An 18,899-nucleotide genomic window follows, 5' to 3' on the forward strand; every position below is an offset into this window, starting at 1 on the left:
GTCACGCGCCGTCGCGTGCGTCGCGGATCGGGATCACCGTGCGTGCGCCGCACTGGCGCAGCAGGTCGCGCAACTCGTTGATGACCGGGAACACCTCGTGGTTCCAGTCGGCGCCTTGGGCGTCGTGCGCTTCCTGCTCGCGCTCGACGATCCAGCGATCCTCGCGGAAGATCCGCTCGGTGAACCAGACGAGCAGCGGCCACGCAAGATCGAGCGCGAACGGGATGCCGGGCTTGTGGATCGACAGCAGTCCGAACGTGCGGTTGGTGCGCTGCTCGGCGTCGAGCGGCACATAGACGATCCACAGATCCATCACGAGCGTGCCTTCGCTCGAGCGGATCTGCAGCGTCTGGTACGGATAGGCGGTGCGCACCGTCATCACGCTCTTGTCGGACTGGTCGGCCGGCTTCTTGCTGGCGCCGAACACGAGCGCCTCGCCAACCGGCTGCTTGCCTTCCATCCGCGCGAACGTGTAGTCGACCTCGACCCAGTCGTCGCCGCGCCGCCGGCCCAACGAGCGCGCGCGCATCTGCCCCATCTGCTTGCGGTGCAGGAACTGATGGTTCATGTCCATCAGGTTCTCGTGCATGAACGAGTAATGGCACTTGACCTCGCGGCCGAAACGGCGCGTCTTGTATGCGCGGTCGTCCGCCGATTCGAGCGCGGGGAACGGCCGCGTGTCGGCGAGCGTCGCATCCCCCGGGAACACGAAGATCAGCCCGTGCGCTTCGCGGCACGGATACGCGCGCACGCCGTTGGGCAGGCGCTCGCGGCCGAGATACGGCACGTCGACGCAGCGGCCGCTGTCGCACGCGTAGGTCCAGCCGTGATAACAGCAGCGCAGCGTCTCGCCGCTCACGACGCCCGCGTGCAGCGGCACCTGGCGGTGCGCGCAACGATCCTCGAGCGCGTACACGGCGCCGGATTCGGTGCGCACGAGCACGATCGGTTCGCCGGCGAAGCGCACGCCGAGCGTCTTGCCGCGTTTCAGCTCGCGCGACCACGCGAGCGGGTACCAGTGATCGGGATGAATCGGCACGCGGCGCAGGTCGCGCACGGCCGCGCCGGAAGAGGGTTCTCCAAGGGTGCCGCTGTCAGGGAAGGGCACTGCGCGCATGCGTGACGTCTCCAGGCTGGACTGGGATTCCGGGCGCCGCACGACACGGCGGGGATCTGGAGAAGTCTACGCGAAGTTGCCTGTCTCGGCGGACGCGATGCGGGTTTGCCCCGTCACGGCGGTCGCGGTTTCGTTGATGCAGCGCAAACCGGCTCGAAGGCGGCGTGCGCCGGCCGTGCGTGGCCGCACGTGCCCCGGCCGCGCGGCGGGTATCACCCGTCACGCGGCCGCTTGCGGGTCACGAGCCCGTATCGCGCCACAGTACCGGGTCGGTGCGGTACAGCGCCGGAAAGTGCTGCTTCAGCCCGGTGATCTTCGGCATGTCGTTGTACGCGATGTACGGCGCGTCGGGGTGCAGTTCGAGGTAGTTCTGGTGATAGGCCTCGGCCGGGTAGAACCCCTTGTAGTCCTCGACGCGCGTGACGACGGGCGCCGGAAACACGTGCGCGGTGCCGAGCTGCGCGATGTACGCGGTCGCGACCGCGCGTTGCTGCGCGGTGGTCGGGAAGATCGCCGAGCGGTATTGCGACCCTTCGTCGGGGCCCTGCCGGTTGAGCTCGGTCGGATCGTGCGCGACCGAGAAGAACACCTGCAGCAGCCGGCCGTACGTGACCCGGGTCGGGTCGTAGACGATGCGAACCGATTCCGCGTGCCCGGTCAGCCCCGAGCCGACGAGCGCGTAGTGCGCGGTTTCGGATGCGCCGCCCGCATAGCCGGCCGTGACCTGCTTCACGCCCTTCACGTGCTCGAACACGCCCTGCACGCCCCAGAAGCAGCCGCCGGCGAACACGGCCGTCTCGTCGTGCGATGCGCCGGGCGTTTCGTCGAGCGCCGGTGCGGGCACGGTGCGCATCGGCTCGGCGGACTGGACGATGCGCTGGTAGCCGAACACGGCGGCGGCCGCGACGGCGATGGCGCCGATGCGGCGCAGCATCGCCGTGCGTCGTTGCGGCGCGGGACCGCGGGGGGAGATGGTGTTCACGGTGTGCTCCTTCGGAAGGCGGTATGGAAAACGGGTAGCCAGGAGGCGGCACCGGTGCGCCGCGTCCAGCCGGGATCAGCCTGGATCAGCCGAACGTGAACGCATACGCATTCACGCCGGGATCGAGAAACTCGACCGCGAATGTGCGGTCGGCGATCGCGCCGGGCTGCCGGACCAGCTGGTACAGGCGCTGCCCGGTCACGGTGCCGTAGCCTTGCGCATCGACGTCGGTGCCATGGGCGGCACCGGGCGCCGTGCCGTCGATCGTTACGCGAAAGCGCACGGGCTGGCCGTTCGCGCCCGGGCCGAGCACGAGGTGCAGGTCGCGGGCGTGGAAGCGGTAGACGATCCGTCCCGACGGCGCGTCGAGCGACGCGCGTTCCGCGCCGACCCGCCACGTGCCGGCGAGGCCCCAGTCGTTGAGGTCGGGGTGCGCGGGCGCGTCGTAGCGGTGCGCCGCATCGCGCACGACGCCGCCCGGCGACGTGAAGCTCTCCGCACGTGCGTAGCCGACATAGGTTTCGGGCGAACGGACGTCCGCGGCATCGGCTGCCGCGAGCACACCCGTCGTGGGTGCGGCGGCGAGCCCGAGCGGCACGTTCAGCGCTTCCGGATGGCCGGCCTCGGCGAGCAGCGACTGGATCGCGCGCTCGGATTGCGCGTATTCGCCTTCGCCGAAGTGGTGATGGCGGATCCGGCCTTGCGCATCGATGAAATAGTGCGCGGGCCAGTATTCGTTGCCGAACGCGCGCCAGATCGAATAGCCGTTGTCGATCGCGACCGGGTAGTCGATACCGAGGTCATGCACGGCCTTTTTCACGTTGCCGATGTCGCGCTCGAACGCGAACTCCGGCGCGTGCACGCCGATCACGACGAGCCCGTACGGCGCGTACTTGCGTGCCCATGCGGCCGTGTACGGCAGCGTGCGCAGGCAGTTGATGCACGAGTAGGTCCAGAAATCGACCAGCACGACCTTGCCGCGCAGGCCGGCCGCCGTCAGCGGCGGCGAGTTCAGCCACTGCACCGCGCCGTCGAGCGAGGGCAGCGTGCCTTCGACGGGCAGCGCGGCAGGTGTCGCGGCGGCCGTGCGCATCATCGCGCCGCCGGCCATTGCGCCGCCACCGGCCTGCGCGCCATCGGCAACCGCGGCCATCATCGCGCCGCCGCTTGCGTGGCCGGCGGCATCGCCCGTCGCGGCCATCGCCGCGGGTGCGCCGTTCGAACGCCCGCCGAGCCGGTCGACGAGTTTCGTCTCGAGCCCGCCGGTGGTCACGGTCGACAACTGCGCGAGCGCGCCCGTATCGAGGCCCAGCGCGATCGCGCCGACGCCGGCCAGCAGCGCCACGCCGATCCCGCGCTTGATCCATTCGCCGGCGCCGAGCGAGCGCTTCATCGCAGCGAACACCTTGCCGCCGATCACGAGTGCGACGCCGAGCGACGTCGCCGCGCCGGCCGCGTACGCGACCAGCAGCAGCGTCGTGCCGACACTTGCGCCTCGCAGCGCGGCGCCGGTCAGCACGAGCCCGAGGATCGGGCCTGCGCACGGCGCCCACAGCAGGCCGGTCGCGACGCCGAGCAGCAGCGACGACGCGGGGCCGGCCGGGCGGCCATCGCGTTGCGCGAAGCCGGTGAGACGGTTGCCGGCGGCGACGAGCGGGCGGGTCAGGTGCTCCGCGAGGCGCGGCATCAGCAGGGTCAGGCCGAAGAACGCGAGCAGCACGATGGCGACCCAGCGTCCGGCCTGGTTCGCCTGCGCGACCCAGCCGCCGCCGACGGCGGCGAGCGTCGCGACGACGGCGAACGTGAGCGCCATACCGGCGAGCAGCGGCAGGCCGGTGCGTACGAACGGCTGGTCGGCGCGCGCGAACACGAACGGCAGCACGGGCAGGATGCACGGGCTCAGGATCGTGAGCACGCCGCCGAGGTAGGCAAGGACGATGAGCAGCATGGTGCGTTCTCCAGTCGGTCGGGAGTTCGGGGCCGGATCAGGCGGCGGCAGGGTGGAAGGTGAGCGCGAGGCCGTTCATGCAGTAGCGCAGGCCGGTCGGTTGCGGACCGTCGTCGAACACGTGGCCGAGATGGCCGCCGCAGCGGCGGCAGTGCACTTCGGTGCGGATCATCCCGAACGACGTGTCGGTATGGGTGGCGACCGCGTGGTCGAGCGGCTTCCAGAAGCTCGGCCAGCCCGTATGGCTGTCGAACTTGGTGGCCGACGAGAACAGCGCGAGGTTGCAGCCGGCGCACGCGAACGTGCCTTGCCGGTGCTCGTCGTTCAGCGGGCTGGTGTACGGCCGCTCGGTGCCGGCTTCGCGCAGGATCGTGTACTGGGCGGGCGTGAGCCGGCGATGCCATTCGGCGTCGCTGAGGGTGACTTCAAAAGGGGCGGCCGTCTGCGGGGTGACCGGCGGCGCGGCGAACGCGCGGCCGACCAGCGCGCGGCGGCCGGCGGACGACAGGGTCGCGAGCACGGCGAGGCCGGTAGCGCCGGCGAACAGCAGATGTCTGCGGGTGGGCATGATGGGCTCCTGGCAGCAGGTCCTGAAAACATGCGCCTATCGTAGTTAGCGGCCGGTGTCGAAGTCCTCACGGAAAGTTAAATGAATTGTGAAGGTTGGGGGGCTGTCGAGGTGCGTCGGAATCCGTCGCAGCGCCGACCGGCAAGGGGCTTCAAACGGATGAGCCGCGGATTTCTACCGAGTACCTGTTCGCACCGCGATTTTTAGTGTTCGTCGAGTGGCGCGGCGAATCCGGATTTTGGGTTGCCGATCAAATGCGGTGACGTGGGACAGCCGGGGGCGACTGCAGCCGACGGCTCCCGGCCATTTCAGCCGTTCGCTCCCGCCCCCGTATGGACACTCAAATGTCCGCGCCAGGCATGGCTGCGGCCCCTCATACATCTGGCTGATCAGCCGCAAGTAAGCCGGCACGATATCGACGCCCGCAGGCGCTTCGCATTGCCGGGCACCTGCGCAGCAGCCTGGCGATGCGCGGCTCGCAATGCCGCTGCCGGCTCCGGCGTGACTTTCCTCGAGGTACTGGCGAACCAGAAAAACTTGACAATGAGAGCATATGCTCCTAACCTTCGTGTCAAGGGAGCATATGCTCTCATTTTTCGAAAGGAGCGAAGCGATGAACGAGCCTGAAATTCTTGTGAGCGGTGCAACCGGACGCACCGGAGGTATTGCCATTGACGAACTGCTCAAGATGCACAAGCGCGTGCGGGCCTATGTGCGCACGGATGATGATCGGGCGGCAGCCCTGAGGCAGCGCGGTGTCGATGTCGCGGTCGGGGACTTCACCGACATCGACGACATTCGGGCAGCGATGGAAGGCATCCGATCGGCGTATTTCCTTCATCCGATCGCGCCGGGGATCATCGGGGCCGCGGCCTATTTCGCGCAGGCAGCAAAGGAAGCGGGCGTCACGGCGATCGTCAACATGTCGCAGATTTCCGCGCGCCGGGCGTCGCTGAGCCACGCGGCACAGGATCACTGGGTCTCCGAGCAGGTGTTCGATTGGTCGGGTGTCGCGACGACGCATTTGCGCCCGACCTTCTTTGCCGATTGGCTCGTCTATCCACATTTTGCGCGGGAGATTTGGGCCACGAAGAAGATCGAATTTCCGTTTGGCGACGGCCGTCACGCGCCCATCGCCAGCGACGATCAGGGGCGCGTGATCGCCCGCATCCTCGCCAACCCCGAAGGCCACGAGGGCAAGACCTACACGCTCCACGGCCCCGTCGAGATGAACCACGTCGAGATCGCAGACGCGATGAGCGAGGTGCTCGGCGCCCGGATCGAATATGCGCCGACTTCCATCGAGGAATTCCGAATCAAGATGGAAACCCTTTACAAGTTTCCGCCGTTCCTCACGCAGCATCTGGTCGAAGTCGCGCAGAACTACCGCGACGGCATCTTCTCGGGCACCAACGATGCCGTCGAGAAGATCACCGGAACGCCGGCGCTGTCGGTCCAGCAGTTCGTCGAGAAATATCGGGCCGCGTTCGTGTGAACGCGTCGTTGAAACGAACCGGGAGGTTTGAAAATGTCACTCACTCAAGATGAGCGTCACCCGTTTCTCGATGATCTGACGGCCGACGCCGAGCTGGTCAGCTCGGTGTTGCGCGCGCCCGTCATCGGGCGCGACGAAATCCGGCTCGCCGTCGACGCCGTCGGGACTTTTTATGTCTCGCAGACGCCTACGTTTGTTCAAGCTGTCGGCACGCGGCTTTTTCTCGAATACGAGGCCGTTCTGACGAGCGGCGAAACGTTGAGCGCGGTCGTGGTCGTCGATCGCAATGCCGATGGCTCGGTGCCGCGCGTCAGCGTGCGGATGAGCCCGCTTGGCGCCGTACTGACTCTCGCGACCCATCTGCGGGAGTCGCTTTCGAAGCAGTTGCCGGACCACGTCTTTCTTTGAGCCAGCCACCCGCGCGCTCGTGGGTGGCGTCGACACCGCCCCCGGCACGCGGCTTTTGAAAAAGGAGCTTGTCATGGATATCAAGAACGCCACCGTCTTCATCACCGGTGCCAATCGCGGCCTGGGCCTCGCTTTTGCACGCGAGGCGCTTCGGCGCGGGGCGGCGAAAGTGTACGCGGGTATGCGCAACACGAGCGGTTTCGACGAGCCGGGCCTCGTGCCGGTCAGGATCGATGTCACGGATCCGGCGTCGATCGCCGAGGCCGCGAAACGGGCGGCCGACACGACGCTGCTGATCAACAACGCAGGCATTGCCGCGCTGATCGACGGGCCCCTCGCGGCCGACGTCGAAGCGCAATCCACCCGCATGTTCGATACCAACTACTACGGCGTGGTGCGCGTCACACAGGCCTTCGAACAGATATTGGCGGCCCAGCGGCACGCCGCCATCATCAACGTGCTTTCCGACATCGTGTGGCTTCCGAGGCCCATTCTGACGCCCTATGCCGCGTCGAAAGCCGCCGCCTGGAGCTACACGAACCAGCTTCGCTTTCACCTGCGCGAGCGTGGCATCCAGGTTCTCGGCCTGCACGTCGGGTTCGTGGATACCGATCTGACCAACGGCATCGACGTGCCTAAAGCCAGTCCCGTGGACGTCGTGCGACAGACCTACGACGCGCTTGCCGCCGGCAAGAGCGAGGTCATGGCCGACGAGGGGACAGCGGTGCTGAAGCGCACGCTCGCGGCCGAGATACCCGGCTACATCACGCCGCCGGCAGGGCTTTGAACACCGCAGTCGACACGGGCCGGATTCGGCGGCGCGCCACGCGGTGCGCAGGTCGTACGCCGGCCCTGTCGCTCCCGGCTATCATTGACAGCTACCACCGAACCTCCGCGCGACACGCGCGTAGCGTTCGCGCAATGAACCGAAATCAGGAGTGCAACCGATGTTGCCCGTTAACCAGCCGCTCGGAATCGATCAATGCAACTGCTTCACCGTCAGGAAGGCGAGCAGGCAGATCACCCGACTCTACGATAGCCATCTCGAGCCCTCGGGGCTGCGCATCACGCAATTCCTTACCCTGGCCGCCCTGTGCGAAGTGGGAAGTACCCCGGTCAACGCCCTTGCCGAACGGCTCGATATCGAACGAACGGCGATGGGGAAGATGGTGGGCTTCCTGGAGCGCGACGGCTTCGTCACGATCAAGCCGTCGCCCACCGACGGCCGAAGCCGCCTTGTCGAACTCACCGAGGAGGGGCGGCGCCTGCACGAACGGGCGGCCGCTCTCTGGCAGGAAGCGCAACGGGCGTTCGAGCAACTGAACGGCGTAGACAATGTGACGGCGTTGCGGAAGGGGTTGAAAGGCGTGGTCGTCGGCGACGTGCCGATGGGTTCGTCGGTCGACTAAGCCATCCGATGCATGGCGACAACAACATGATGCGTGACACCGGTCCTCCTTCGAGGAAGGGCTACGTTTCACGACCTGGAGTTCTTCTCAGCTGTCCGAGTGGTAGCGATGCAGGACCGTAGTGCGGTACGACGCGGGAGTCGTTCTGCAGTCCGACCCGCAACATCTTGAGGTCGGATTCGGGGGAGGCTCACAGACAAGCCGCCCGATGCCGCGGGGTTTCCGGTTGCCGAGATTTCGCAAGACGATTTCGAGAGCATGGCCCACTCATGCTGGCGCGAATCGCCCACCCGAGAGGGCGTGCGCTCGAGGTTGACTGGCGCTCGGGCTTCGACCTCGAAACCGAGATGATCCCTCCCGTCCCGAACGGGAAACGATTGATCGGGTTTGACGGCGCTCTGATCGGCAACGATCAAGACCTACCGCCCCACAACGCCATTCAACGCCGGCGTCAACTTTCCGGCCCCGCGTTTCCACGCCGCGGCAGGAGCACCAGGTCGGCCGCTTCCTCGGCATCCCTGAAGAGCGTCTTGCGCGGCGTGCCTAGCTGCGCACGCATGGTCAGCCCACGCGCCAAATCCGTGACTTGGGTGGCGCGCGCGGCTACGGGAAAGTCAGGGGGTATTTCTCCCGCGCTGATCGCGTCCCGGAAGCGACTTTCCACCAGCGCGGTGCCACCGGCGGCCGCGTTTTGCAGGAACTGCCGAACCTCGGGGTCGTCCACAAGCGGAGCGACGCACACCAGCAGGCAGCCCCGGGCGGACCCTTTCTCGGTCGCGCTTTCGACGGCGTACCTCAGAAAGCCCGTGATCGAGTCGCGAAGACTCGCTGGCGAGAGGAGTGCCTTCGCGGCCGATGCGCCTTTCCGTTCTGCGTACCCCCTGAGGACGCGCAGGAATATCGCCCGCTTGTCCCCAAAGACGGCATACAGGCTCGGCCGTCCGACACCCATCCCGGCGACGAGATCGTCAATCGTCACTCCGTCATAGCCTTTCGACCAGAACACCTGGGTGGCCTTTTCCAGTGCCCCCGTCTCGTCGAAGCTGCGCGGTCGCCCCCTCGGTCTACTCGTATTTTGAATCATTTGGTTCAAAATTCCTTGACGATTTGCATTGCGCAAATATATAACCAAATAGTTCTAAATTGGCAAGTCGTCCGTGGCCCCGCGGGGCCTCACGACTCGGCCTTCGCCCCTCACCACGGAGACACCCATGGAACATTCGATCGCGCTCGTCACCGGCGCCACCTCCGGGCTTGGCCATGCGGCCGCCCGCCTGCTCGCCAAAGAGGGCTGGCACGAGATCATCGTCACCGGGCGCAGCCTGGCTCGGGCCCAGGAAGCGGCCGCTCAGCTCGCGGCGGAAACCGGAAGGCAGGTCTTCACGCCGCTGGAGCTGGAGTTGGACACGCCGTCCAGCGTTCAGTCGGCCCTCGCCGAACTCGTCAAGCGAGGTCGGCCGATCGATTTCCTGCTGCTCAATGCCGGAATGGTCCCAGGCAAACAGCGCGTGATCACCGCGGCGGGCGTCGAGGCTTCTCAGGCCCCGCTGATCGGCCATCATCAACTGACTGTCGGGTTGCTCCGCGCCAACCTGTTGAGCCCCGACTCGCGGATTGTCATCGCCGGCGCGGAACCTGCCCGAGGGGGCGTACCCCTGTTCCGCTACACCGACGTGGACGCATTCGCTGCCCAATATCACCAGGGCGACCTGACCGCTGCGATGGAAGCCCTGCTGCGCAACGGGCCGAACGTGAAGTACGTGCCGAACAATGCATATGCCGACGCGAAGCTCATGATCGCCTGGTGGACCGCGGCGCTGGCTCGCCGGCTGCCTTCGGGCATGGCCGTGTACGCGGTCTCGCCCGGTGCGGCGACCGACACCAGGGTGGTGCGAAACGCTGGCCCCGCGTTGAAGTATCTGTTCATCCCGATCACGAACCTCATTCCCGGCATGAATCAGACGCCGGAGACCGCGGCCCGTCGATACCTCCAGGCGTCGGAGTTCGGAACCGACGTCTCAGGGCAATTCTTTGCCTCGGCCAAAGGGAAGTTCACCGGCCCCATTGAGGCGCAGCGCCACCCGCACCTCCACGATGGCGCCAATCAAGAAGCCGCGTGGCAGGCCGTCGTCAATGTCTCCGGCGTCAATTGGTCATACGCGGAATCCCTGAGCGCGGCGTCCTGAATCAGAAGCGCAACCCGAATCTCTCTAGGAGAAACCATATGAACCGGTACCAGGATAAAAAGGTGGTGATTATCGGCGGCACGAGCGGCATGGGGCTCGCGACGGCGAAGATGCTCCTCGACGGAGGCGCGCGCGTTCTGGTGACCGGCCGCTCGCAGGCCGGCCTGGTGTCGGCGCAGCAAGCGCTTGGGGACGGCGCTATCGTGATTTCGAGCGACGCGCGGTCGTTGACCGATATCGACGCGCTCGCCGCTCAGGCGAAGACCGAGTTCGGCACCATCGACCTGCTTTTCGTCAACGCCGGGTTCAGCATGCCGACGCCGCTCGGACACGTGACCGAAGCCGTCTACGACGAGATGTTCAATCTGAACGCGAAGGGCCCCTTTTTCGCGGTCCAGACGTTCGCGCCGCTGATCAATCGGGGAGGCGCTGTCGTCCTCACGACCTCCGTCGCCAACGTCAAGGGGCTGCCGGGCCAAGCCACGTACGGAGCCGCCAAGGCTGCGCTGCGGGCATTCGCCCGGGTGCTCGCCGCCGAGCTGCTTCCTCTGGAGATCCGCTTAAACGCGGTGTCGCCCGGCCCCATCGATACGGGCATCCTCGACAAGGTGTTTCCTGCGGAAGAGATGCGTACCCAGGTCAAGGAGCACACCGTCGGCATGATTCCCATGAAGCGCTTCGGGACGTCGGAGGAAATCGCCAAGGCCGTCCTCTTCCTCGCGTTCGACGCGACCTTCACGAACGGCGCCGAACTGCCGGTCGACGGAGGGTGGTCGCAGCTATGAACGCGGTACCGACCGCACGCATCGCCCGACGCGGGCTTCGCGATGAATAGGCTGGCAAGCGACCGCGGCCTGACCGGATGAGCGTCCGCTTCCGGGCGCTCGGTGCGGCCAGGCCGATGGCGGCATCGCGGCGCCCAGGGACGTATGCGGTCGATATCGCGTCCACCCAGCGCGCTCAGTCCACCAGCGCTTTACCGGCGACGTCCTTGATTTTCGCCTTCCATTGCTTGCGAATTTCGGACACGACCGGATCGGGAAGCGAGATGTAGTCGAGATCCGTGGCAGCCTGGTTGCCATTGCGGAATGCCCAGTCGAAGAACTTCAGCGTTTCCTTGCCTTGTTCCGGCTTGTCCTGCTTCGCGTACAGCAGCACGAACGTCGCGCCGACGATCGGCCACGCGTCCTTGCCCGGCTCGTTGGTCAGGATCTGATAAAACGACTTCGACCAGTTCGCGCCGGCGGCAGCGGCCTTGAACGTTTCCGTCTTCGGTTCGACGACGGTGCCCGTCGAGTTCTTCATCGCGGTGTAGACCATGCCGTTCTTCTTCGCGTACGCCCACTCGACATAGCCGATCGCGCCCGGCAGGCGCTGCACGAAAGCCGCGACACCGTCGTTGCCCTTGCCGCCCGTGCCCGTCGGCCAGTTGACCGTCGTGCCTTCGCCGACCTTCGACTTCCATTCGCCGTTGACCTTCGACAGGTAGTTCGTCCAGATGAAGCTCGTGCCCGAGCCGTCAGCACGGCGAACCACGGCGATGTCCGCATCCGGCAGCTTGACCTTCGGGTTCAGCGCGGCGATCGCCGGGTCGTTCCACTTCTTGATCTTGCCGAGGTAGATGTCGCCGAGCACCGGGCCCGACAGCGTCAGTTCGCCTGACTTCACACCGGGCACGTTGACGACCGGCACCACGCCGCCGACCACCGTCGGGAACTGGAACAGGCCGTCCTTGGCGAGCTCGTCATCCTTCAGCGGCGCGTCCGAACCGGCAAAATCGACCGTCTTCGCGTTGATCTGCTTCAGGCCACCGGACGAACCGATGCCTTGATAGTTGACCTTGCCGCCGCCCGACTTCTTGTACGCGTCTGCCCATTTTGCGTAAATCGGGGCGGCAAACGTGCTGCCTGCGCCGGTGATATCGGCGGCGTGAGCGGCGATGGCAGCGAGGGCCAGGGTGCAGGGAACCAGGATCCGGATGTTCATGTAGTACCTCCTGTCTACTGTCGGTATGCCGGCCCACCCGCGGGTGCTGATCTAGAAGTCTGATTTGTCGAGCAGGATGTGCCGGCCGTCGTTCGGCAAGGTATGTCGATTGACCGCAATCGCGATCTTCTCGCGATTGCTTTCAAATGCGGTGAGCAACTGTTCGGGTGTCGCCGTCTTTGCGCCGAGCGTTTCCCGAATGACGTCGACCGGGAGCTTGATTGCAACGTACCCCCAACCGGCCCCATAGGCAGAGAACGACAGGCTCAGATCATCGCAAACGACCGGGGAGGTCAGACGAGTGGCGGAGTCCGTCATGGCGCGTGGCGAATGGTCTCGCATCGGTGGCTGATAGGAGTATTGCATCTGGATATGAAAACTCAAGGAGCGTGCGACTGCCGGAAATGCCGGGTTCAGTTCCCGCCACTTGCCACGCTGGAGGCCAACGCTCGATCGCCGTCACGTTGGGCCGTGTCGTCAGCGGAATGGCCAGCGCGAAATGGTGGATGCGGCTGTCAGCTATCTTCACGATCAAAAAAACGACATATGCACCGGGCGTACGAAACGCTGCGCCGTTCTCGATCGCTCGAAAATCATTCTGATGAATCTGCCACGATCGAGACGAAGCCTTCGCGATTTCAGGCGTGGTTGATCGCGCGGGATATTCGCAGGACGCCTGTCTGGCCAACGTTGCCGGGCGGGCAGCGGGTGCGGCTTTGAAACGGTTGTTTCGGTAGAGGGCGCCTGAACGGCTGCTGAGGGGCGGCTGCAGCCGACCGCAATCCGTCATCGGCGCGGCTTCTCATGCCCCACGTGTCCACGAGAAATGGACAATGGCGACATCGAAGCCATCCGATATCGGGATGACTAACTGAATAGCTGAACCAGCGCGCTATCCAACCGGACGAAGATCGGCAAAATTGATTGTTCTTGCACCGCAGCCCTCTGTAAGCCATCGATCGTGACTCGAGAAGAACACCACCCGATCTTTTGCCAGCGTGCGGAAGAGATCCATGAGGACGCCGCGCGCGGCGTCGTCGAGCCCGTTGCCAGGCTCGTCCGCAATGACGATCGAGGCTTCCCCGAGTGTGATCGCGCTCAAGAAAATCTTCTTGCGAGTGCCGAGGGACATCTGCTCAAAGCGCTTGTCCAGGTGCGGCGCCAACCCGAAACGATGAGCCAGATCGAGCGTGCGACGATCGACGACCGTTTTTTTAGTCGCGGCGACGAGTTCGAGGAACTCACGTCCAGTCTGGAACGGATACGCGATGCAGTCGTCGGGCACATATGCGAGTGACGACTTCGCCTTGAGCGGCGCTTCACGCAGCGAATGACCGTTGATCCAGACATCGCCTTCATCGGCATCGATGGTCCCGGCGAGGATGCCAAGCAAGGTCGACTTGCCGCTGCCGTTTTCGTCACAAAGCGCCACGCACCCGGCCCCGAAGCTGTGACGCAGCCCCTGGAATATGACGCGCTCGCCATAGCGTTTGTGGAGGTTGTCGATTCGAAGCATCGTGAAGCCTATCAGACGAAGATTTGCCATGCGGCGGCGATCCAGATCGCGGCGAGTATTGCGCCGAGCAACACGGATTCCCCCGGCGCACAGCGTTGTGGCAAACGCAGCAGCGCAAGCAGTGGCGCCCCGGCCAAGACGATGGCTGCCGCGACGTGGGCCGCCAGGACGCCGTGCACGACCAGAAACAGGGGCGCGGCAGCCGCGAATGGCAGTGCCAGCGTGGCGACGGTCAGTACATCCGCACGAACCTGCACGATCGAGGCAAGCGGGAGTGAGCGCACAAAATGGGCCGCGCGAACATGACTCGCGCGCAAATCGCGATAGGTCGTCGCCGAGATCAACGCGATCGCAGCCTGCGCGATCAGCGTCAATGGCACGACGCGTGCGTCGAAACCCCAAAGGTCAATCACGTAACAAGTGGACGCAGCGACCGCGCCCATGACGACGCAGCGGCTAACGGTTCCTGCGAGGTGAAACCTTACGATACCGAGCTGAAGTTTGACCAACGCCGGAAGCCGGCGCGATGCATTGACGGAAATGCGATTGGTGAATCGACGCCACGTTGCACCGAGCTGCCCCGCACGCGCAGAGGATGCCGCAGGCGCATGGATCAACGCGAACGCAGCAACGATCGACGCCGCCGCCAGCAGCGTCGTCTGCAGCGCGTGACCCGTCTGCAGCGCGCCGATCAGCATGAAATTGGCCATCACCAACGACACTCCGTTACTGATATTGCGCGACAACGCGACCAATTGCCATCCAAGCGTAATCATCGTCAAATCGATCACGTACAGATAGTTCGAGGCCTTGTGCGGCAAGTAAGCGAACGCGATCGCAGCGGCAACGACGGGCAGCAGCAGCGGCGTACTCGCGATCAGCACGATGGTTGCGTCGAGGGCGCGGTGACGCCGATTGGAAACAGGCAACGACTTGACGAAGACGGCGAAGGGGCCGCCGCTGATGGCCGTACGTTGAATCAGCACCCAGAGCATGCCCATGGCTTCGAGCATGTGCATCCAGACGAACCGCCATTCGAAGCCATGCTCCGGAGCCAAAGGTGCGAGTACGGGCGCGCCCAAGAGGCGGGACTGTGCGAACAAGGGCATTGCGGGTACCAGCAGCAGGACAGCAAGTAATAGAGCCTGCCAGTGCTTGTGCAGCGTCCGGGCCGTCGCCAGTACGTACCAACGCAATCGCCACGACAGCATCATTTTTCAATCCCTGTATTCAATCCCTGTAACGCACACCACGCGCCCCGCACGATCGAAGCGATATCCTGCCATGTCGGCCGACAGGGTACAACTCGCCTGCCTTTTCAAGGCTGAGCCGCGGAGACGGATTCGAGTACCGCGGCGTTCAGCCCTCGTCGGCTCACGCGCACTCGATCGCCGCGGCGCGGGTCGACCGGCTGAGCCGGATCTCGCCCAGGTAGGCGCTGTCGCCCAATTCGCATGCTCGCGACGCGTTGCCGAGGGCATGCCGGATTTGCACCCTGTAGGAGCCGCTGCCTTTGGCCAGACCATCGAACCGGAAATCGCCGAAGCCGTCGGAGACGGTTTCGGCTATCAACTGATTACCGGCGTACAACGCGACGGCCGCATCCGCGACACACTCGACCACGTCTGCGGCTTGGACACTGACGCTTCCGCCGACGAAGCACGTTTCCCAGCGCTCAAGGCCGCTGTACCACACGCGGGGCTTCGTACCCAGGTTGGGTCGCAATACCTTGAGCCCCTCGCGTCGGGCCTTCTCGGCCATCGCCGTGTCATCGAGCTTGACCGTCTCGAAGACATCGGTGGGGCACGACTGCTGGCAGCGCGGACGGGGCCAACCCTGGTCGAGCAAATGGGCATCGAAGATCCAGATCTGGGGCAGTTGCAGTTCTGCGTTCCACACGATCGCCTTGTAAGGGCAGGCCTTGACGATGTCCTGTCGGCCGCGCGCCTTGTCCGGATCGATGATGACGATGCCGTCGGCACGCTTGCGAATGGCGTTGCCGCCGACACGCATGCACGGCGCGTCGTCACAGTGGTTGCACATGACCGGCAAATACGTGGTCTCGATCATATGCGCGGCACCGTGCACGCGACGCAGGATGCGGATGGGGCTCTCGGCGTCGGCCGAGGCGGGCGCGGCGTAACCGGGGAAGTCGTTGCCGACGTGCTCGTCCCGCGCGGCGATCACGCAGTTCTGGCAGTTCTCGCAACGTCCGACCTTGATAATCAGGTTCCACTTGCTCATTGGAAAATCCTCACGCTGCGCGACCGAGCATGAACGCCTCGGCACCGCGCCATTTCTCGACCTGCACCAGGCAGGAATTCGGGCTCATGCTGCTCGTGCCGGCGGTCTGCGGCCGGTCGGGGGTGAGCATGTTCATGCAACCGCCAATCTCGACTTGCTCGCCGTCGATTTCGATCAGCTGGAATTCGGCGCTCGCCTCGTAGGATTTCACTACGCCGGCGTTCACCAGCGGCGAGACATCGGCCGCACAGATCACCGCGCCGCGGTCGTTGTGCACCTTGACGAGATCGCGATGGGCAATGCGCCGAATCGCGGCGTCGGCCGGATTGAGCCGCAGCAGCCAGAACCGGTGCCCGGCAATCAGCGCGCGATGATCGTCGACGCTGTTCACCGCGGAACGCTTGCCGTCGCAATGGGTATGAAAGCTGTAGCGGCTGTGGGTGGCGATCAACTGCAGCGGGTAGCGTTGAGCCAGGTCCGAGCGCAGGCCTTCCCACGACGGGATATATCGGTTGAGCGGCGGCCGCTCGGGATTGTCCGCGGTGTGCCGCTTCAGCAGTTCGGGCACGAACTCGAGCTTGCCGCTCGGCGTCTGCAAGCCCCGGCCAAACTTCTCCGCGAACTGCGACGGTAGCGGATGCGGTTCCGGCAGATCCTTCTTCCGGTCTTCCGCATACCAGCGCATGTCCACGGGATGGCGAAGCTCGGGCTTTTCGGGCGGCACGACGAAATAGCCCTTGCGGCAGAATTCGCGCCACGACACGTGATCGGGCAGATCCGACGAATCGAACACGCGCTTGACCCAGTCGAGCTCGCCGCAGCCCTCGGTGAAAACGCCACCCAGGCCCAACCGGGTCAGGATGGCGGTGAAGATGTCGTAGTCGGAACGCGATTCGCCCAAGGGCTCGATGCACTTGTGCTGCATCGTCAGCATCCGATGGTTGACCGTGCCATACCCGTGATGGGCGTAGCCGCCCGAATTCGCCCATTCTCCGATGTCCCAACGTTCCAGCGACGTGCACGCGGGCAGGATGATGTCGGCGAACTGGGCTTCGCCTTCCATCCAGATCGACTGATTGACGACGAACTCGATGCTCGAGTGCCGGTAGGCCTGCGTCCAGCGTCCGGAATTCGTCACGGTACTGAACGCGGATCCGCCGTAGCGATAGATCATGTGGATCGGCGAATAGCCGGGCATCGGGTAGGTGAACGGCGCGAACTGGGCTTCCTGCGACATGCCGTCCCACAGATAACCGGTGGCATGGCCGTCGAGAATCGCATCGGGCATCTGCTGTCGCGGCACCATCTGCTTGACGGGATTCATGGTCAGGATGTGCGGCATGCGCTGGTAGTTGTCCACCGCATTGGCCGTCCACGCGAGGTCGCCTGAAATGCCGCCGTCCGCGTAGCCGGGGAAATAGAACTGGAGATCGTGCGGGGCGCCGATTTCGAGGCAGCCGAAATTCACCCCAGGCTTACCCCAGCCCTGCATGGCCATCATCATGATCATGCAGCGCGCCCATTGCGCGCCGGTCGCGCCGCGGCCCGCGCCACCGAATCCCGCGCCGGTCATCCCGACGGCGAGATGCACCTTTTTCCTTCCCCACAGGCGCGCAAGGGCGCGGGCGTCCTTGGCCGGCACGCCGGTCTCGCTCTCCTGCCACTCGGGCGTCTTGGGAATCCCGTCGGTTTCGCCCAGGAGGTAGGCTTTCCAATCGTCGAAACCGGTCGTGCGCGTGGCGACGTAATCCTGGTCGTACAGGCCCTCGACTGTCCATACATACATGATGGCGGTCGCCAGGGCGGCATCGGTTTGCGGCCGGATCGGGATCCAGCGGCCGCCCAGCAGCTGGGCGGTCGGATTGCAGTGCGGGTCGATGTGAACGAACTCGATCCCGAGCTCCTTGGCCCACAGGCGGCGCGGCGTTCCCTCGAATCCTGCGTAGGCGCCGTTGGTACTCTCGGGATCGCACGACCAGAAGACGATCATTTCGGCTTCCTTGAGACCATCCTCGAGGCCGCCATAGCCGGAGGGCACGCCCACACGCATCGAGTTGCCGAAATGATGCATGGCGCCCCAGTACCAGCCTTCCCAGCTGTCCGGATTCGCGGCGACCCGGGTGAAGCCGATCAGGTTGGCGAAGCGCGTCAGCGCGCTGAGGTAGTAGCCCACGTTGCCCCACTGGTGGTGGGACGACATCGGGAACGTGATGGAACCGGGGCCGTGAACGCGCTTTTGCCGGTTGATCTCGTTGGCGACGATGTCCAGCGCCTCGTCCCAGCTGATACGTACATAGCCGGACTTGCCGCGGTTCTGCGGATTGCGCTCGCCGTCAGGGTCGAAGTCGACTCGTTTCATCGGGTGAAGGATGCGCTTGTCGGAGTAGACCAGCGACTTGAGCGTCAACGCGTGGGGCGCGACCAGGCCGCGCCGTGGCGGGCTGAAGCGGCGTCCGCGTGCCTCGATCACCCAGCTTGGCGCATCCGTATCGTCCAGCTCGATGGGGGTCACGCGGACGATGCGGCCATCCTTGACGTAGACGAACAGAGGCCCGCCGTTGGTACACGTGGTGTAGCGCCGGGTGCCGTCGCGCATGGGGGTGCCCATCGGCTGGCCGACGGTGCGCATCATGCTCAGGGTTTGCATGAACCAGACCAGCAGTGCGTCGTCGCCGTCGGTGACCACCTTGAAGTTCTTGGCGGCGTGGACGATTTCGCCCTGGTCCGGGCTGGGTGAAAGAAACTTCAGCGCGGTCGCGACATCCTTGAAGGCCATGCGGACGTCGGGCTGCAGGTGCTTGCCGGCGCGTGACCGGATGCGGCCATTCCTGATCTCGATGGCGCGGCCGATGCTTTGATCCATGAGCCCGATCCACGCGACGAGATTGCGCTCCTCGAGACGTTCCCGGTAGGCGGGGAAGCGGCGGGCCGTCAGGTCCAGAACCTTGGGCAACGCAAATAGAATGGTCTTGAGAACCTGTCGTTTCATCGTTCGATCCAATGTGTTGCTTCGATGCGGGGGTTGGCATCCGGGCGTCCC

At 65.0% G+C, this 18,899-nt stretch carries 17 protein-coding genes; 6 read left to right on the forward strand and 11 right to left on the reverse strand.

Annotation, left to right across the window (positions count from 1 at the left end):
* Position 1: 1 nt before the first annotated feature.
* The 4 genes from HWX39_RS23525 to msrB all read right to left on the reverse strand — a co-directional run bounded on the left by HWX39_RS23525 (position 2) and on the right by msrB (position 4,615).
* The gene (locus HWX39_RS23525) at positions 2-1,117 is read right to left on the reverse strand and encodes an aromatic ring-hydroxylating dioxygenase subunit alpha (protein ID WP_175970209.1); all 1,116 of its coding nucleotides are present in this window, start codon (positions 1,115-1,117) and stop codon (positions 2-4) included.
* A gap of 238 nt (positions 1,118-1,355) precedes the next feature.
* Positions 1,356-2,051, reverse strand: a complete 696-nt coding sequence (gene msrA, locus HWX39_RS23530) for a peptide-methionine (S)-S-oxide reductase MsrA (protein ID WP_175970397.1) — start codon at positions 2,049-2,051, stop codon at positions 1,356-1,358.
* 133 nt (positions 2,052-2,184) lie between these two features.
* Positions 2,185-4,047, reverse strand: a complete 1,863-nt coding sequence (locus tag HWX39_RS23535; RefSeq protein ID WP_175970210.1) for a cytochrome c biogenesis protein DipZ — start codon at positions 4,045-4,047, stop codon at positions 2,185-2,187.
* Positions 4,048-4,084: 37 nt separating this feature from the next.
* The gene (gene msrB / locus HWX39_RS23540) at positions 4,085-4,615 is read right to left on the reverse strand and encodes a peptide-methionine (R)-S-oxide reductase MsrB (RefSeq protein ID WP_175958349.1); all 531 of its coding nucleotides are present in this window, start codon (positions 4,613-4,615) and stop codon (positions 4,085-4,087) included.
* 613 nt (positions 4,616-5,228) lie between these two features.
* Between msrB and HWX39_RS23545 the strand changes: the two genes are divergently transcribed.
* The 4 genes from HWX39_RS23545 (at position 5,229) to HWX39_RS23560 (ending at position 7,927) form a co-directional block, all read left to right on the forward strand.
* Positions 5,229-6,110: an NmrA family NAD(P)-binding protein gene (locus HWX39_RS23545; RefSeq protein ID WP_175970211.1), complete on the forward strand. Its 882-nt coding sequence runs from the start codon at positions 5,229-5,231 to the stop codon at positions 6,108-6,110.
* A 33-nt stretch (positions 6,111-6,143) separates the two neighbouring features.
* On the forward strand, positions 6,144-6,518 hold the full coding sequence (locus HWX39_RS23550; RefSeq protein WP_175958351.1) for a hypothetical protein: 375 nt from the start codon (positions 6,144-6,146) through the stop codon (positions 6,516-6,518).
* A 73-nt stretch (positions 6,519-6,591) separates the two neighbouring features.
* On the forward strand, positions 6,592-7,305 hold the full coding sequence (locus HWX39_RS23555) for an SDR family oxidoreductase (RefSeq protein ID WP_175970212.1): 714 nt from the start codon (positions 6,592-6,594) through the stop codon (positions 7,303-7,305).
* A gap of 160 nt (positions 7,306-7,465) precedes the next feature.
* Positions 7,466-7,927, forward strand: a complete 462-nt coding sequence (locus tag HWX39_RS23560; protein WP_175970213.1) for a MarR family transcriptional regulator — start codon at positions 7,466-7,468, stop codon at positions 7,925-7,927.
* Positions 7,928-8,378: 451 nt separating this feature from the next.
* Here HWX39_RS23560 and HWX39_RS23565 read toward each other — a convergent pair whose 3' ends face one another.
* Positions 8,379-9,011 (reverse strand): TetR/AcrR family transcriptional regulator, encoded by a 633-nt coding sequence (locus tag HWX39_RS23565; RefSeq protein ID WP_175970214.1) that lies wholly within the window; start codon positions 9,009-9,011, stop codon positions 8,379-8,381.
* Between the two features lie 127 nt (positions 9,012-9,138).
* On the opposite strand from HWX39_RS23565, the gene HWX39_RS23570 reads away from it, so the two are divergent.
* Together HWX39_RS23570 and HWX39_RS23575 are read left to right on the forward strand one after the other, a co-directional pair.
* Positions 9,139-10,113, forward strand: coding sequence for an SDR family NAD(P)-dependent oxidoreductase (locus HWX39_RS23570; RefSeq protein ID WP_175970215.1), 975 nt, complete (start codon positions 9,139-9,141; stop codon positions 10,111-10,113).
* Between the two features lie 38 nt (positions 10,114-10,151).
* On the forward strand, positions 10,152-10,898 hold the full coding sequence (locus tag HWX39_RS23575) for an SDR family oxidoreductase (RefSeq protein WP_175970216.1): 747 nt from the start codon (positions 10,152-10,154) through the stop codon (positions 10,896-10,898).
* A 175-nt stretch (positions 10,899-11,073) separates the two neighbouring features.
* Here HWX39_RS23575 and pstS read toward each other — a convergent pair whose 3' ends face one another.
* The 6 genes from pstS to HWX39_RS23605 all read right to left on the reverse strand — a co-directional run bounded on the left by pstS (position 11,074) and on the right by HWX39_RS23605 (position 18,848).
* Complete coding sequence (pstS, locus tag HWX39_RS23580; RefSeq protein ID WP_175970217.1) at positions 11,074-12,099, reverse strand: phosphate ABC transporter substrate-binding protein PstS; 1,026 nt, start codon at positions 12,097-12,099, stop codon at positions 11,074-11,076.
* Positions 12,100-12,150: 51 nt separating this feature from the next.
* Positions 12,151-12,417: a hypothetical protein gene (locus HWX39_RS23585; RefSeq protein WP_208458851.1), complete on the reverse strand. Its 267-nt coding sequence runs from the start codon at positions 12,415-12,417 to the stop codon at positions 12,151-12,153.
* 574 nt (positions 12,418-12,991) lie between these two features.
* Positions 12,992-13,615, reverse strand: coding sequence for an ABC transporter ATP-binding protein (locus HWX39_RS23590; protein WP_175970398.1), 624 nt, complete (start codon positions 13,613-13,615; stop codon positions 12,992-12,994).
* Positions 13,616-13,626: 11 nt separating this feature from the next.
* Complete coding sequence (locus tag HWX39_RS23595) at positions 13,627-14,829, reverse strand: hypothetical protein (protein WP_175970219.1); 1,203 nt, start codon at positions 14,827-14,829, stop codon at positions 13,627-13,629.
* Positions 14,830-14,989: 160 nt separating this feature from the next.
* Positions 14,990-15,859, reverse strand: a complete 870-nt coding sequence (locus tag HWX39_RS23600; protein WP_175970220.1) for a 4Fe-4S dicluster domain-containing protein — start codon at positions 15,857-15,859, stop codon at positions 14,990-14,992.
* A 10-nt stretch (positions 15,860-15,869) separates the two neighbouring features.
* Complete coding sequence (locus HWX39_RS23605) at positions 15,870-18,848, reverse strand: molybdopterin-dependent oxidoreductase (protein ID WP_175970221.1); 2,979 nt, start codon at positions 18,846-18,848, stop codon at positions 15,870-15,872.
* Positions 18,849-18,899: the final 51 nt, after the last annotated feature.

Origin of the sequence: Burkholderia sp. BCC0322 (genome assembly GCF_902833045.1) — a bacterium.
Lineage (GTDB): Bacteria > Pseudomonadota > Gammaproteobacteria > Burkholderiales > Burkholderiaceae > Burkholderia.